This is a genomic window from Pseudanabaena cinerea FACHB-1277, from assembly GCF_014696345.1.
Classification (GTDB): domain Bacteria; phylum Cyanobacteriota; class Cyanobacteriia; order Pseudanabaenales; family Pseudanabaenaceae; genus Pseudanabaena; species Pseudanabaena cinerea.
In genome coordinates, this window is the sequence record NZ_JACJPY010000007.1 from 54454 (window position 1) to 70646 (window position 16193).

Sequence of the window (16193 nt, forward strand, 5' to 3'; positions counted from 1 at the left end):
ATATATGACAGTCGAACTCAAAGCTGCGGCCCCCCAAGAAGTTTCCATCTATATGCCCTACTACCGCGAGCCAAATAGACGGCAGGCTCTCCCCTACGCAATTTCCCTATACAAGCAAGGCGAAATTGCAGGGGAGCGCAAGATTGAAGGCAGTCCTGCTGTTTCCTTTGTGTCCGTGTGGCGCGTGGCAAACTTGCCATCTGACCTAGTGCTATGCCGAGTCACCTTTGATGGCGATGCAGATATGAGCTACGAGATCACCCTCGAAAACTCAGAATTTGTCGGCTACCTCATTGAGGTTGTCGGCAGTATTCGTGACAAGGGCTATGTTGACTTCCCGCAGTCTTTCTATAGCAAGCTATTTCGCCTGAAGTTAAGTAGTGCTGACGGCAATTAAAAAACTTGACCGCAACCTTAAAAATTATGTAATGCCACTATGAGTTCAAAATAGACTCAAAATGAGTTCAAAAAGTTGACGATTCATGTATAATCCTATGCTCAAATCTTGCCAAAAGAATTAAAGTCAGTTAAAGTCCTTTTGCAACTTTTGGTCAGACAAACCTCACAACAGAGAACTCAAAGCCAAAGCTATTTACAAAAATCAACACTGAAATTAATTTCTAAACCAGCCAACGTCAATAACAGTCAAATTTAAGGGGACTCCATTGTGACATATGCCGCCCAACGCCTTGAAAGTCTAGAACGTCCAACCGAAGCGATCGCCAAAAAACTGATCGATCCGACGATTCTGAGAGCCGCTAAACAAATTTACCGCTACTACGCAGATTCCTATGCTGCCCAATTACCAAGACCGATGGGCGTTGTGATCAATCGGCAGGACATGAGCGGTAAGTTGATTTACTCGCAACTGCTACTGCTGCCCCAAGAAAGTTTCGTGCCAATAGACATAATTGAAGTATCTGATTATCATTAGGATCGTCATTGAAGTTTAATGTTAAAGTTTACTATTGCAACTGTAGACCAATTAATTGATTTCAAATAACTAAATGTTAGTCTGTTTGATAATGGCAAGCTTAGTTTACTAAACTAAGTTTCATGCGAGGCTTCATATGAGGCTTCATGTGGGGCTTCATGTAAAAAGCTTGTTTTTAGCGGTAAACACACATATTAATCACACAATAATCAGCCATGACTTACGCAACCCCTTTAACCGAAACCTCCATAGCAGTCACAACCGCAACAACTTCGACAACTTCGATCCGTTTCCAGAAAGAATTGAAGGAAACCAAAAACTTTGGAGATGCTCTGGTAGCGGTTTTTGCGGAGCTTGTACAACTGAAGATTGTCACATGGGTCGCAGCTAACGGAGAGACTGAGGCTAAGCCAGGTAATCGTTTAAAAACCACAATCAACTTGATCGATGGTGACATCGAAAACGAGATTGGTTCTAGATTCCTGACAGATGCTGAATATCTCAGCTTGCGCGAATTTCATGAATCACAGGTTGCCAAAGGCTCAGAAACGATCGCCAACAACCTCAAAACTCTAGTTGGTATCGGCGAAAAGGTTACAGCCATGCTCACTGGCGAATCTGCCCCTGAGAAGGAAGAAGATTTAGACTTTGGCAATGCCTCCATTCCTTTTTATAGCACTTCAGGGACTGGTCGTTAGGTTCAATTAAAGGCAAGAATCCCGCAATACAGGGGGGGCGATGTTTGCATAGTCTTGATACTTTGCAAACATATTTACCAAACTAAGAGGTCGATTGATCCACCCTACCTCCCTTACGAAAGAGGGGAAATATTAAAAAATCCCCCTCTTTTAAGGGGGGGCAGGGGGGCAAGACTTGTCAAACTGCCTCTTAGAGACAGATTTAGGCAACAACTTGACCGCATTGCATCAAGAAACCATGGCAAGAAAGGAGTGTAAGTGAGATGGCATTGAAAAAAGGAAAAACCCAAGAATTGCCCCAAACCACTAGTTCAGATGATCTTCAGGATAATCAGAGTGGCAGTCTTCGTGGGTTTCGGGAAACCCTTAAGGATGTTTTAGAAGATATTACGACTCTGGAAGTCAATACTATTGTCGTTAGTAATATTTCGACTGATAAGTTTGATGCAAGGAAATTTTATGAAGATATTCTCAACAGCATTACTTACAAAATAGAAGATGTTTTGCAAGACAGGTACATTGAGCTATCTCAGAAGGCAGAGGCTCTTAGAAAAAAAGGTGCAGCTATTTCCTCCGAAGAACATAGCAGTTACAACAGCGAAGTTAGCGACTATGAAAAATTAAAGTCAAAGTTTGACAAATATAAGCAGGACACTTTAGCTATTTCTCAAGCTCGGTTTGAGCAGGAACAAAAATACTATAAAGATGTGCAGCAGCAATTTAGCAAGTTAGACTTTAGTAAAAATATTAATCAAACTAGCAATCGCCTTGATCCTGATGCAGCCACCACTCGCTTTTTACGGAAGTTATGGGAGGCTGAACAAACTATTATTCACAACGATCGCATTTATGCCCAGACTAGGTTTCAGCTTGATGGCGACCTAAGCAATCGCTTTATTGGAGATCTATTTGGGTTTGACAATTCCAAGCTTACCTCTGAAAAAGCACAATTAATTTTAAAGATCCATAATCAAGCTGTAGAAAATGCTGAATCACAATGGTCAAAGCTCATTAATACTGTTGTCGATCTAGTCACAAAATTGATTCCCTATCGTAAGTAATCGCAATTAATTGCAAAGAAATGTATGGCGATCGCATCAAGTTGGTTGACTATTGATGATGATGAATTGAAGTTGCAATTAAGCTTAGATGTTTTAATGCAGGTTGAAGCGGATATGGCTGAATTTGCTAGTCGAGATCGCACAGCAATTATTTATAAATTAGACAGTGAGCTACTATTACCAGTTCTCGCTTCTGGATTTGGCATATCGAAGGCATTCAATGCTAAGGGGGCGATCGCCGTTTGGACCTATTACGATCAAATCTCTACTACAGTACCAATTGTTAGGACTCTGCTAACCCTTGATGGCGATCTTAGTCAAAAGGTGAATCAACAATTTTTACAGAGTCCGATCGCAGAGAGAATTATCTCGGTTCATAGCTTTTTGATCGGTCAAATATCACAGCAGATCGTCACAGTAATTACTGAGTATATTTACTTGCGATTGCAGCCATATGTTATAGGCTTTAGTACTTACGTGGCTACGCGCCTGTATTTCTGCGATCCTATTCGTGCCATTATCGCCAAACTAGCCGATAGTTTGAGTATGCCAAATGAATTACAGACGGCATTACAGACGGCAACTAATCATTTTACGGACTGCAATATTTTGGCAGTTTCTTTGACAGCAATAGCCCTATTGATTTGGTGGTTAGTTAGCAAATCGCCCTTAGCATTTTTGCGGCAGTCTTTCCAATCGCCGAACTCCAAAGAAGGACAGATTTCTTCTATGGGGCAGTCATTTATTAAGTCCTTAAATCAGCTATGCTTTCGGATATTTAACAAGTCCTTAAATCAGTTGGGTGCGGATTTTTTAAAATTATTAGATAGCCGTTGGGCAAAAATCTTGGCGATCGCTTTACTCCTAGTTTTGGGCATGAGTTGGCTATTAGAGTCACAAGGGATGCTGCTAAGTACGCAACAACGGACATCAGTCCATAAACTCGCAAGCTCTTTGGAGCCATTTTTACCATTGGCGATCATCAGTGTCAGGCAGAAAATTATATCTTGGTTGGGTAATATTTTCTTTGGTAATCCCTTGTCTTCTAAATTATTTATCAAATTATTTTTTGGGCGGTTTCTAACCATGAGATGATCGTTTGTACGCAGGTATCAGGTAAAGTCATGAAACAAATTGAGATTTGGCGATCGCAAGCTGCTGCATCCTTGGGCTTTCTAGTGCCGAAAATTAGGGGTGAGCTTAATCAGCAAGATGGACTAGTAGATGATCTTATCCGTGCATTGAATAATTTGCCCCTCCGCCCTGTCAATCGGCAACCCTATGCAGGCATTTTTCCTGCCGCCGACTTACCCACATGGCGAAATCGCGCCGCCACCACACTGCAAGCATCTGTACCAAAAATTCCTGATGTGGAGGGAAATGTATTTGATGGGGCGATCGATGATTTGATTCGCGTGATCCGTAATTTGCCCGCCCGTCCCATAGGGCGATCGCCCTATGCTGGTCTATTTGCGGCTGCCGATTTACCCACATGGCGCAATCAGGCAGCGCAGTTTTTAGCCAGTGCGATCGCGAATATTCCCGACCCTAAGCATAATGATATTGATAATCGAGTGGATGACCTGATTCGGGCAATGAGTGGTTTACCCTTGCGTCCAGCGATCCGTAAACCCTATGAAGGTCTTTACAATGCCCCGAACCTGTCAGGCTTGAGAAACTTGGCAGCACAACGAATGCAGCAGTTGGTGTCGGCAATAAAGGATGATCCTAATCCTAAAGATGCCCTAGTCGATACTACGATTCGTATTCTCAACAACCTGCCGCCCCGTACCCCCAATCAGCCCCCCTATGCAGGGCTTTATCCTGAGGCTGTCGCTAATACTGCTAGTGGCACTAATCATATCAATCAGGCGCAATTAATGGCGATCGCCCCCTATGCTCGGCGCGATCGCCTCGAAAAGTTACTGCCCCATCTCAACACCACATTGGAGCGCTACAACATCACCACACCCCTTCGCAAAGCCCATTTCCTCGCTCAGGTTGGACATGAAAGCGATGGCTTTAATACCAATGAAGAATATGCATCGGGCGCAGACTATGAATGGCGGCGCGATCTTGGCAATACCCAAGCAGGTGACGGCGTAAGATTTAAAGGGCGCGGACTAATTCAAGTGACTGGACGCGCTAACTACGAAGAATGTGGTAGAGCCTTAGGAGTTGATCTGATTAGAAACCCTCAGCGCCTAGGTGATTATGATTTAGCTTGTTTGAGTGCAGGCTGGTTTTGGAGTACCCGCAATCTTAACCCCCATGCCGATCGCGATGATGTGGTTCGCATTACCCGCATTATCAATGGCGGAGAAAATGGACTAGCCGATCGCCGCAATTACCTTGCTAGGGCTAAGCGCGTCTTCGGGATTTAGCATAATTTAGAAGTGAATTTATAATTAAAATACGCAAATCATACGGTTTTAGCGAGGGCGAATCAATGACTCTACAGCCTTTAGCACCACTAGCATCCCTAGAATCTCAGGCGATCGCCCTAGAGGATCTGCCTGAGATCGACTATCCCGACAGTGACGGCAACCCCATGGCAGACAATACTGAGCAATATCGCTGGATCGTAATTATTAAAGAAAATCTAGAGATCATGTATGCCGATGATCCCCATGTATTTATTGCGGGGGACTTGCTTTGGTATCCTGTCCGGCGCAGCCAAAAACGGGTTGCCCCTGATGTGATGGTGGCGCTAGGTCGCCCTAAAGGTCGCAGAGGCTCTTATAAACAATGGTTGGAAGATAATATTGCGCCGCAGGTGGTTTTTGAAATTCTTTCACCTAGCAACAAGGATCGGCGCGGCATTGACTCCCTCGAAGACAAATTTAATTTCTATCAAACCTATGGTGTCCAGGAATATTACATTTACGATCCCGATGAATTAATGCTAGAAGGTTGGCAAAAAATTGGCGATCGCTTAGTGCAGATTCCTTCGATGATGAATTGGGTTAGCCCCTTACTTGGCATCAGGTTTGATTGGGCGATCGCTCAGGAATTAATTATTTCCCGTCCTGATGGTCAAAGATTTTTGTCACCCGTGGAGCTAAGTCAAAGGTTGCAACAGTCAGAAATCCAAGTTTGGCAAGAGCAACAGCGCACCGCCCAAGAACGCCGCCGTGCCGAATCTCTGCAACAAAGGGCTGAACAGGAAACCTTAAGGGCTGAACAAGAAGCTTTACGGGCTGAGCAGGAAGCTTTACGGGCTGAACAAGAAGCTTTACGGGCTGAGCAGGAAGCTTTACGGGCTGAACAGGAAAAACAACGCGCCGATCGCCTTGCCGAACGTTTACGTGCTATGGGCATTGATCCTAATGACCCAATTTGACGGCAATCTCGGACTCTGTGGCGCTCATCGCTCGGGCAAGACGACTTTGGCAAAAGCGATCGCCTCCCGCACGGAGATGACCTTTGTGCAGACAACCACTAGCCAAGTTTTCGCAGACTTAGGGCTAGACCCTGCCGCACCGATGGACTTTGCCACCAGATTATTTGTGCAGAACCATGTCCTTGATACTGCCGAAAAAATTTGGCAAACTGCGATCGCTCCTTTCGTTAGCGATCGTACCCCCATCGACATGATCGCCTATACCCTTGGCGACATTCAAGGCAAAACTGAGGTGAATTTTGCCTTGCTCAACCAATATATAAATCGCTGCTTTGCCATCACTAATCGATATTTTCAAAATTTAGCGATCATACAACCAGGAATTTCGCTCATATACGAAGAAGGCAAAGCCGCTTTAAACGCTTCCTACATTGAGCATATTAATGTTTTGGTAATCGGTCTATGTGCTGACCCTCGACTCCATGCCAATGTATTTTGTAATCCACGCGATGCGATCGCCCTTGACATAAGAATTGACAGGATTTTAAAAGGATTTGCCCAGCTATAGCAAAGCAAGTTTTGGTAAGTACATAAAACCCAAAAAGCGATGGGCGGCGCGAAGCGCCGCCCATCGCTTTTTGGGTTTTGCTAGGAATAGCGCGATAAAATAAGAGCAGTGGACTGATTAACAAATAACTATGGCAGAAGCAATTACCATCGCTGACATTTATAAACTATTTGAACAGACTAATGCCGCCCTCGATCAATCACGCATAGAATTTAACCGTAGCATTGCTGCATCCCGTGCCGAATTTGAGCAAAGTCTGGCAAAATCTCGCACCGAAGCCGATCGCCGTGCTGCTGATGCCGATCGCCGTCTAGCCAAATTAGAAAAAACTGTTGAACGTACAAGTAAAGCTGTTGACAGCCTGACAACAAGATGGGGAAGCTTTGTGGAAGAATTAGTCCGCCCTGCGGTGGTGCGAATGTTTCGCGATCGCGGCATTTTGATCACGCATACCATGGAAAGGGTGCGATCGCCGCTTGCGTCTGGTATGCCTATGGAAATTGACATTTTGGGCGTAAACGGGATGAAGGTGGTGGCGGTGGAGTGCAAATCGCGCCTGTCTAAAGATGATGTTGATGAAATGATTGGGCGACTGATCAATTTTAAAACCGCTTTTCCAGAGTATGCTCAATACAGTCTCTATGGGGCAGTGGCGGTAATTGAAATTAATGAGGGGGTTGATGTTTATGCCTATCGCAAGGGCTTATTTGTAATTCGCACCAATGGCGCATCGGTGGAAATTGCCAATGACGATCAGTTTCTGCCAATGACTTGGGGTTAGGAAGCATAAATGTGACTTGTTACATCGCAAATCACGTTGCAAATCACATCTATAGTTTTATAATCGCTCTATGTCGCACACTAACCACCCTTCTCTTCAGTTAGGAATCGAGCTGCTATTACAAGGTAATGAGCAGGAAGCACAAATGGCATGGCTAGATGCCCTTAGTTCGTTAGGCGAGGTTGAAGCATCTGAATTTTTATTGAAATTAGCAGAAAGTTTAGTAATAGAGGGGAATAAACAAAAAGATTTGGGCAACTGGTGGCTGGCTTGGGTGTTGTATCGCTATGCTTGCGAAAACTTACCAAGTCTAGAAAATTGGTTGCAAGCATTAAAAGCTTCTCTGCAAGCGGCGGTTAACTCTAGTGAGTCCGATTTAGAACCCGATTGGGAAGCTCTTGGTCAATGCCTAGAAATGCTCACAGCTCAAAAATTTACGATCGCCCCAGAGATAGTTCCTCTGTTATTCACGAGTTTAGAAATATTACGATCGCAATATCCACAAAGTTTAGAAAACCTTGATGTCGATACTTATTACTATTTGGGTTTACTTTATCGCCGTGAGCATAAAATTTATGAAGCGATCGCCGCATACCAAGAAGCGGTAAACTTAGCCCCTGAGAGGCTAGAAATATATGAAAATTTAATCGAAGGATTAATAATTCTGGCTAATTCAGGCTTGCAAATACATAGCGACTGGCGCAATGTTACGGAAATATATTTACAGGTTTGCCATGAATTAAATGCGTTAAATGCGAGCGATCCTCAATTAATTCAAACAGCAATTCCCCAATCAATTCCCCAATCAATTCCTCAATGCCATTGGTCAGCCGCCTCTCTGCGCGTGAAGAGTTACCTAATGTCGGGAATGTACGACCAAGCCTTGACCTATTTTCTGGAACTGGAGTCGCAAATCTATGCCAATCCCGATTGGTTAAGTGCCGAAGATTGGCGATCGCTGTACCTTAATTTGCTGTTTTTAGTGCCTTTCCTCCGCGATGACCCCGTACTCAATGGTCAATTATTTGACTTTATTGGCGATCACTCGCGGCAATCTTGGTTACAGAACTTTTTTGACGATCATCCTCAATTTCAATTTACGCCCAAAATCCTTACCAATACAGCTAGTCAATCCCCACCCCACAAATCGCTCCGCATTGGCATCATGTCTGGACTATTGCGCCGCCATTCTGTGGCTTGGTGTTCTAAGGATTGGCTATTCGAGCTAGCCAAAATTGCACCTGATACGCATTTCTATCTCACCGCCCAATTTCCTGCTGATGAGATCACCCAACAGTTTGAGCAGCTTGGCGATCGCCTGTACAAAATGCAAGCGACCAGTGAAGAAAGGCAAATTGCAGAAATAACCCAACAGCTCATCAATGACGATCTTGATGTGTTGATTGACCTAGATGCTATGATGAACAACCTCCATGCGCCAATTATGGCGGCGAAACCCGCTAAGCATTGCATTTCTTGGGCTGGTTTTGCTTCACCATATTTGACTCAAAACAACTATTTTTTAGGCGATCGCCATCTGCTACCCCCTGAGGTCGAACCGCACTTTGTCGAACGGTTGTTGCGAATGCCTGACTCCTATGTTGCTATGCAGGAATTAGCAAGCGTTCCCATCGATCGCCAAGCCGTTAGACAATCTTTAGGCATTGCGCCAGAACAATTGGTATATCTCACAATTTCCGCAGGACATAAGTTTAACCCTGCTACAGCCTCGGCGATCGCCCAAATTTTACAGCGCGTTCCCAACAGCGTGCTACTGCATAAGGGCAAAGGCGAGCTAGAGGTGATCAAAGGCATCTATGAGCAAGCCTGCGATCGCTACCATGTTGATTGTGGTCGCATCAAGTTTTTGCCACCCCGCACTAAAACCGAAGAAGAACATCGTTCCACCTATCAACTAGCCGATATCCTCCTTGACTCCTACCCCTACAATAGCTGCACCCATAGCCTAGAAGCATTTTGGCAAGGTTTACCCGTTGTCACCATTGTCGGAGCGCAAATGTTTTCCCGCTTTGGCTATTCTTTTTTCCAAACTTTAGGCATCCAAGAGGGCATCGCGTGGAACTGGGAGGAATATGTGCAGTGGGGTGAGCGCCTCGGCAAGGATCGCGATTTGCGTGAGTCCCTATCGATCGCGCTTTACCAAGCTAAACAGCCTGAAACCCTATCCCCTCTCTGGAATCCCTCCAAATTTGCTCAGGACTTATACGATTTGTTGCTTCGTCTATAGCATTAAAACCCCAGAATCAGACTACTAGCGCCGCTACTCTAATTTTAGGGTGAGTCTGGTGTCAGCCATATTTTCGGATTTTGATGAGTTAAAGTATCCCCAAAGTGGGTAAATTATCATAAGGGGTCTACGGGTCAAACATTTAAGACAAGGTAAGGGAAAGTGAAGAATCAAAGTTTACGTTTTGCCATTAGTTTGTTAGTCGGTTTGTTGCTACGCGATCGCCGCAATCAACAAGGACAGCCAGATAGCCAAGGCTTTACCCTAGTTGAACTGTTAGTTGTGATTATTATTATCGGCATTCTCGCGGCGATCGCCTTACCCTCCTTTCTCAATCAAGCCCAAAAAGCCAAATTTGCCGAAGCTAAGTCCTATGTCAGCGTCATGAATCGACTCCAACACGCTTACTACATGGAAAAAAACAAATTTGCCAATAGCCTCGGTTTATTGAGTTTAGGTGAAAATACTACTTCTAGTGCTTATAGCTATAAAATCGTTACTGGCAGTCTCACAGGCACAGCAACCCCTGTACAGATTGATCGTATTGTCACCAGCGCCGCAGAGCCACGAGGCGCAGGCTTAAAAAGCTTTTTGGGGGTGGTGGGCGTAACTAGATTAAACTCTATGGTGCAACTAGAAACCCTATATTGCACTTCCAATGATGCTAATGGCTCAACCCCCCCTGGCAGAATTACTGCTGACGATCAAGATGTGCTTTGTCCTGTAAATTTTAGTGTTTTACCCTGATACAGTCTATTGAGGCTTTATAGTTACTAGTTTTATGGACAAGTATCCAATCAACTAGTCCAGTAAGGTTTTACCCTTACTGGGCTAACTACAAGCCTCTCTATTAGCTTTCCATCCAAGGCGGAATCACCAACTACTTTTCTTACAGTCTGTTGAGGCATTAAGGGGTACAATGGATAGAAACAGAAAAACAGGAAAAAAAGAGCTATGCCAGCATATTCTCTAGATTTGGGAAGGGATGGAGCGCTCAGTGGAAAGATGTCCAAAGGGACAAAAAGCTTTTCGATTAGGGTGAATTATGATTACATTTGAAAGTGAGCTTGATGCGGTTAGTCAGTTGTCAATCGATCAGCAGGAAATGTTAATTGATATTCTCAGAAAACGGAACGCTGAGGTGAGAAGGCGGCAGATTCTAGAGGAATGTCGTGAGGGTTTGGCTGAGTATCGTGCTGGTGTTTTAAAGGCTCAGACTGCGGAGGAAGCGATCGCCGATCTGCGTAGTTATGTAGAATCTTGATAGTGATTTAGTGAGGTTTTAAGAATGAAATATCTAGCGCGAATTACCTTGGATTCTGATGTGATGGGTGGTAAGCCTTGCATTCGGGGAATGCGGGTGAATGTGGGTACATTGGTTGGGCTATTGGCGGTTGGACATTCGGTTGAAGAGATTTTAAAGGTTTATCCTTAATTTAGAGAAAGAGGATATTATGGCAGCTTTGCCCTATGCGGCTTGGCGGTCTGAGGAGGTAGAGGCTGCTTTGGTGTCAGCATGAAAATATAGCCGATCGCCTATCTAAAAGATCTTGTAAAATGTCACTAGTAAAGTGATGCAGATCTACAAAACTTGTTTTGAATGGAAAAATGATGAATCGACAAAAACTTTTAGCTCGAATTTCCATAAATCCAAATATTTGTTTTGGTAAACCTTGCATTCGAGGTCATCGGATTTGGGTGTCTTTGATTCTTGATTTTTTGGCAAGTGGAATGACGATCGCTGAATTAATTGAAGAGTATCCCCAATTACAGGTAGAAGATATTTATGCTTGTATTGCCTATGGTGCTGAAATGTCGCGGGATCGATATATTGATATTCCTTTGGAGCAAACTGCGTGAAGCTGAAGTTAGATGAAAATTTGGGCGATCGCGGTATCATGCAATTACGACAAGCAGGGCATGATGTTGCGACTGTGGTGGCGCAAGGTTTGACATCTGATCGGTGGTTTGGATCGCGAGGATATAACTGGTAAGCTTTGGATAGTGCAACGCGGACGTATTCGCATTCACCAGCCTCTTTCTGATGATAATTAGACTTTTTAGCAAGAAAAAATTTCCCCTTTGCAATGCGATCGCCTATCTAAAAAATCTTGTAGAATATTACTAATCTGCTCGATTAGGGTGAATTATGATTACGTTTGAAAGTGCGCTTGATGCGGTTAGTCAGTTGTCAATCGATCAGCAGGAGATATTGATTGATATTCTCAGGAAACGGAATGCTGAGGTGAGAAGGCAGCAAATTCTAGAGAAATGTCGTGAGGGTTTGATTGAGTATCGCTCTGGTGTTTTAACGGCTCAGACTGGGGAGGAAGCGATCGCCGATCTGCGTAGTTATGTACAATCTTGATAGTAATTTAGTGAGGTTTTAAGAATGAAATACCTAGAGCGAATTACCTTGGATTCTCAAGTGATGGGCGGTAAGCCTTGTATTCGTGGAATGCGGGTTACTGTGGGTACGTTGGTTGGACTATTAGCGGTTGGACATTCGTTTGAAGAAATTTTAAATGCTTATCCTTATTTAGAGAAAGAGGATATTACGGCGGCGTTGTCCTATGCGGCTTGGCGGTCTGAGGAGGTTGAGGTTGCTTTGATGTCGGCATGAAGATTTTGAAGGTTGTAGGATATTATTGGATAATGTCACCTTATTAAAAAAATAAATTTATGGATGGCGCTATTTTGATTCAACAAGCTTTGCAGCTTGATTTTACAGAAAGGATTCATTTGATTGATGTTTTGTGGCACAGCCTTGATTCGTCAGATCGTGAAGAAATCGATTTGGCTTGGTTGCGTGAGTCTCAGAGCCGCCTAACTGCTTATCAATCTGGTCAGATAGAGGCAATTGATGGACAAAGAGTTTTTGCTGAGATTGAGGCATTACTTTAAATTATGGATGTCAAGTTTTTATCTCCAGCTAGAGACGAATTGAAACTAGCGATCGAGTTTTATGAGAAAAGTTCTGCGGGATTGGGTTCTCGTTTCTTGAATGAGGTGAAATCGTCTATTTCTCGAATTGTCAAAAATCCGCAAGCATGGAGTCTTTTGGATGACAAAATCCGTAGATGTAGATTACAGAGGTTCCCTTATGGAATTGTTTATGTAATCGAACAAGATGAGATCGTCATTGTCTCAGTGATGCATTTACATCGCCATCCGCAGTCTTGGCAAAAGAACTTGAATAAGTAGCTCAAGTTTAGGTTGATGTATCTCATTTTTTCCTTTTTCCTTTCTACTTTTTCCTTATGACAGATGCCGAACTACGAGCAATCATCGCCCAAGCAGAACGGGAGGGCTGGACAGAGTTGGATCTGTCGGGGAACGATCTGGAAACTTTACCGCCCGAAATTGGACGGTTGCAAAGTCTGGAAAAGTTGATTTTAGGGAAGTGGTTTAGTGGGGGAAGAGGCAAAGGAAATCGTTTTACGGCTATTCCCCAAGAGATTTTTCAGTTAACTAATCTCAAAGAACTACGTATTGCACACAACCAAATCACAGCGATACAAGATGAGATCGCCAACCTAAGCAATCTCATTTGGCTTTACCTCAGTGACAACCAAATCACGCAGATCCCAGATGCGATCGCCAACCTAACCAATCTCACTCAGCTTGACCTCAGAGACAACCAAATCACTCAGATCCCAGATGCGATCGCCAACCTAACCAATCTCACTCAGCTTTACCTCGGAGACAACCAAATCACTCAGATCCCAGATGCGATCGCAAATTTAACAAATCTTGAAATACTTGACCTCAGTGACAACCAAATCACTCAGATCCCAGATGCGATCGCAAACTTAACAAATCTTGAAATACTTGACCTCATAGATAATCCCTTACCAATCCCACCCGAAATTCTCAATGACTATGAAAACCCTGCGGCAATTCTCAGATATTGGCAAAAGTTGCAACAAGATCAGCAAAATATAGAATTTATCGGAAGAGAAAGATACTTACAAATACTAAAAGACTCATTAAATGATCCAAATAGACGGATAGTTTTCATGCAGGGGAAGACAGGAATTGGAAAATCAGTACGACTATTGAATGAAGCGAAAGTAATCTTGATTGGACATGGGGCAGTCGGCAAAACCTCACTGGTGCGGCAATTGATCGATCGCAACTTCAAACCCGATGAAAACAAAACCGAAGGTATTGATATCAGACATTGGCAAATCACAGCCCGTGAAGAGAAAGTCAAGCTAAGAGTTTGGGACTTTGGCGGACAGGAGATTATGCACGCCACCCATCAGTTCTTTTTGACCGAGCGCAGCCTCTATCTTTTAGTACTCAATGCTCGCAAAGACGAAGGCAACAACGATGTCGAATATTGGCTAAAAATTATTGAGAGCTTCGGCAAAGATGCCCCCGTCCTGATTATTGCCAACAAAAGCGATGAGCATCCTCTCAAACTCAACCGCCGCCACCTGCAAGCCAAATATCCCAACATTCAAGGCTTCTTTGAAACCTCCTGCAAAACAGGGACAGGCATTGACGAACTGCGCCAAGAAATCTATCGACAAATCGCGGCAATGGATCATGTGTTTAATCCACTGCCCCAGCAATGGTTTCAACTCAAGGAGCAAATCGAACAGGACACCCGCGACCATATCAGCTATGGCGAATATGAGCGTATTTGCGATAATCAAAATATTAGCGATTCCCAAGAACGCCGCGACCTGATTCGCCTCCTACACCTATTGGGCATCGTCCTGAATTTCTCTGAAGATACTAGACTGCAAGACACCAGCGTTCTCAATCCCGAATGGGTCACAGGCGGCGTATATCGCATTCTCAATGACAATCAACTCAGCACCAAACAAAAGGGAATGCTCGATTGGCAAAACCTCACCCGCGTTCTCAAACCCAAAAATCAAAGCGATCGCGACTGTTATCATAATGACCGCGATCGGCAATTCATCATCGACATGATGCAAAAATTCGAGCTATGTTTTCCCCTTGATGCTAATCCCAATAAACCCACTTACCTAATTCCCGAACTCCTTGACGAAGAAGAACCCGACACAGGCACATGGGAAAACACCCTAAACCTTGAATATCACTACAAAATTCTATTTAGCAGCGTCATTTCCCGCTTCATAGTCAAAATGCACCACAGCATCTCTAAACGCACCTACTGGCGCACTGGCGTAATCCTCGCATTCCCCGAAGGCAATCGCGCCTACATCAAAGCCGATCTCGCCGATGCGAAAATCTTCATCCGTATTGATGGCAATCCCAACACCCGCCGATCTTCCCTCGCCGCCATTCGCAATACCTTTGAATCGATCCATCACAGCATCTCGGCTCTAGAAGTCGATGAGCGTGTTCCATTGCCTGACAATCCTAAAGTTACGGTGAGTTATAACCATTTGATTAGTCTTGAGCAAAGAGGAAAAACAGACTATTCTCCTGAAGGTAGCGATCGTGATTACAATATCCGCGAATTACTTGACGGCATCGAAGCCATAGAAGCACGTCAAAAAGTGAACAAGAGAGATCAGTCATACGAAGATATGCGCGACATTGCTAAACTAGCTGTCAGTAGACCAATTATCAATAAAGCAGAGGCAAATGCTATGTCACAAGAATCTAAATATACAACTAACCTTCAAGGCGCAAACATTGCTAACTTTGCCAATGAAGTCAAAGACAACGCCAGTCTACAAGCTTCTCATATCACCCAAACAAGCGGCGCAAGCGTAGCCGAACTACTGCAACTAATCACCAACCTCCGTCAAACCGCCGATCAATTTCCGTCAGACATTCGCGAAGAACTCATCATTGATGTCGAAGATGTCGAACTTGAAATACAGAAACCCTCACCAGAACGCAACCTTCCCAAACTCAAAAAAAGACTACTAGCACTATTCACTGCTGCCACCGTCACCTTTGGCGCGATCGCAAGTACAACCGACTTCGCTAACAATGTTCTGGAAATAAGCAATAAACTAGGCATTGAGTTAATTAAGCATTAACGAAATTTACAAACGCATACTCCTATTGATTCAAGGCAAATCACCCAATACAGACGTAGGGGCAAAGCATTCCCGCAAAAATCCATAACTTTGCAGATTCCCTTAATTCGGGAATGCTCTGCCCTGAACCTCACAACGCAGGGACAATTTATCGGTGAAAGCAAAGAGGGTAGAGCATTTGCAAAATGAGATTTTGGTGGAGAGTTGGCAGATTGTGGTGCAAATGCTCTACCCCTACAGAAGGAAATATTATCTTAGATATTGAGGTAAAACTAATGCTTCCCCCACCTAAACTCAACCTCTTAGACATTGTTGCTCTAAAAAACGACCTACCCCAACACCAACTCCTAGCAGGACAAGTCGGAACCATCGTTGAAATCCTTGCCCCCGAAGTTTACGAAGTCGAATTTAGCGATGATGACGGTCAAACCTACGCCACCCAAGCCCTGCCAAATCATCAACTCCTAAAACTACACTATAAACCCATCGCCAATATGACCGACTTTGCCAATAACGTCATGGAAATTGGCAGCAAATTGGGTATAGAACTCATCAAACAATAATTCT

At 44.0% G+C, this 16193-nt stretch carries 20 protein-coding genes and 1 pseudogene; all 21 read left to right on the plus strand.

The annotated features are described in order from the left end of the window. Nucleotides 1-4: 4 nt before the first annotated feature. The gene (gene ebsA, locus H6F44_RS03950) at nt 5-397 is read left to right on the plus strand and encodes a type IV pilus biogenesis protein EbsA (protein WP_190349651.1); all 393 of its coding nucleotides are present in this window, start codon (nt 5-7) and stop codon (nt 395-397) included. Nucleotides 398-667: 270 nt separating this feature from the next. Further along, nucleotides 668-934: a hypothetical protein gene (locus tag H6F44_RS03955; protein ID WP_190349652.1), complete on the plus strand. Its 267-nt coding sequence runs from the start codon at nt 668-670 to the stop codon at nt 932-934. A 215-nt stretch (nt 935-1149) separates the two neighbouring features. Further along, nucleotides 1150-1632 carry a hypothetical protein gene (locus tag H6F44_RS03960; RefSeq protein ID WP_190349653.1) on the plus strand — a complete coding sequence of 161 codons (483 nt, stop codon included), beginning with the start codon at nt 1150-1152 and terminating at the stop codon, nt 1630-1632. Nucleotides 1633-1895: 263 nt separating this feature from the next. Then, complete coding sequence (locus H6F44_RS03965) at nt 1896-2693, plus strand: hypothetical protein (protein WP_190349654.1); 798 nt, start codon at nt 1896-1898, stop codon at nt 2691-2693. Nucleotides 2694-2717: 24 nt separating this feature from the next. Further along, nucleotides 2718-3788: a hypothetical protein gene (locus H6F44_RS03970; protein ID WP_190349655.1), complete on the plus strand. Its 1071-nt coding sequence runs from the start codon at nt 2718-2720 to the stop codon at nt 3786-3788. 29 nt (nt 3789-3817) lie between these two features. Beyond that, complete coding sequence (locus H6F44_RS03975) at nt 3818-5077, plus strand: glycoside hydrolase family 19 protein (RefSeq protein ID WP_190349656.1); 1260 nt, start codon at nt 3818-3820, stop codon at nt 5075-5077. Nucleotides 5078-5142: 65 nt separating this feature from the next. Further along, nucleotides 5143-6036, plus strand: coding sequence for a Uma2 family endonuclease (locus H6F44_RS03980; protein WP_190349657.1), 894 nt, complete (start codon nt 5143-5145; stop codon nt 6034-6036). Then, nucleotides 6023-6604, plus strand: coding sequence for a DEAD/DEAH box helicase family protein (locus H6F44_RS03985; RefSeq protein ID WP_190349658.1), 582 nt, complete (start codon nt 6023-6025; stop codon nt 6602-6604). Before H6F44_RS03980 ends, H6F44_RS03985 begins: the two co-directional genes overlap by 14 nt. A gap of 130 nt (nt 6605-6734) precedes the next feature. Further along, complete coding sequence (locus H6F44_RS03990) at nt 6735-7385, plus strand: DUF3782 domain-containing protein (protein ID WP_190349659.1); 651 nt, start codon at nt 6735-6737, stop codon at nt 7383-7385. 70 nt (nt 7386-7455) lie between these two features. Next, the gene (locus tag H6F44_RS03995) at nt 7456-9633 is read left to right on the plus strand and encodes an O-linked N-acetylglucosamine transferase, SPINDLY family protein (protein ID WP_190349660.1); all 2178 of its coding nucleotides are present in this window, start codon (nt 7456-7458) and stop codon (nt 9631-9633) included. A gap of 162 nt (nt 9634-9795) precedes the next feature. Continuing rightward, nucleotides 9796-10380 (plus strand): type IV pilin-like G/H family protein, encoded by a 585-nt coding sequence (locus tag H6F44_RS04000; protein ID WP_322096161.1) that lies wholly within the window; start codon nt 9796-9798, stop codon nt 10378-10380. Nucleotides 10381-10678: 298 nt separating this feature from the next. Next, complete coding sequence (locus H6F44_RS04005) at nt 10679-10897, plus strand: hypothetical protein (protein ID WP_190349661.1); 219 nt, start codon at nt 10679-10681, stop codon at nt 10895-10897. Nucleotides 10898-10921: 24 nt separating this feature from the next. After that, nucleotides 10922-11153: pseudogene (locus H6F44_RS23905) on the plus strand (DUF433 domain-containing protein). A 91-nt stretch (nt 11154-11244) separates the two neighbouring features. After that, nucleotides 11245-11493, plus strand: a complete 249-nt coding sequence (locus H6F44_RS04015; protein WP_190349662.1) for a DUF433 domain-containing protein — start codon at nt 11245-11247, stop codon at nt 11491-11493. Further along, entirely contained in the window at nt 11490-11627 is a 138-nt protein-coding gene (locus tag H6F44_RS04020; protein ID WP_199301976.1) for a DUF5615 family PIN-like protein, read from the plus strand. Before H6F44_RS04015 ends, H6F44_RS04020 begins: the two co-directional genes overlap by 4 nt. A 155-nt stretch (nt 11628-11782) precedes the next feature. Then, entirely contained in the window at nt 11783-12001 is a 219-nt protein-coding gene (locus H6F44_RS04025; protein WP_190349663.1) for a hypothetical protein, read from the plus strand. A 24-nt stretch (nt 12002-12025) separates the two neighbouring features. Next, complete coding sequence (locus H6F44_RS04030) at nt 12026-12256, plus strand: DUF433 domain-containing protein (protein WP_190349664.1); 231 nt, start codon at nt 12026-12028, stop codon at nt 12254-12256. A 59-nt stretch (nt 12257-12315) separates the two neighbouring features. Next, nucleotides 12316-12537, plus strand: coding sequence for an addiction module protein (locus tag H6F44_RS04035; RefSeq protein WP_190349665.1), 222 nt, complete (start codon nt 12316-12318; stop codon nt 12535-12537). 3 nt (nt 12538-12540) lie between these two features. After that, nucleotides 12541-12837, plus strand: coding sequence for a type II toxin-antitoxin system RelE/ParE family toxin (locus tag H6F44_RS04040; RefSeq protein ID WP_190349666.1), 297 nt, complete (start codon nt 12541-12543; stop codon nt 12835-12837). A 56-nt stretch (nt 12838-12893) separates the two neighbouring features. Then, nucleotides 12894-15626 carry a COR domain-containing protein gene (locus tag H6F44_RS04045; protein ID WP_190349667.1) on the plus strand — a complete coding sequence of 911 codons (2733 nt, stop codon included), beginning with the start codon at nt 12894-12896 and terminating at the stop codon, nt 15624-15626. Between the two features lie 275 nt (nt 15627-15901). Beyond that, a complete protein-coding gene (locus tag H6F44_RS04050) occupies nt 15902-16189 on the plus strand; it encodes a DUF4926 domain-containing protein (protein WP_190349668.1) in 288 nt (95 codons plus the stop codon). Nucleotides 16190-16193 lie beyond the last annotated feature (4 nt).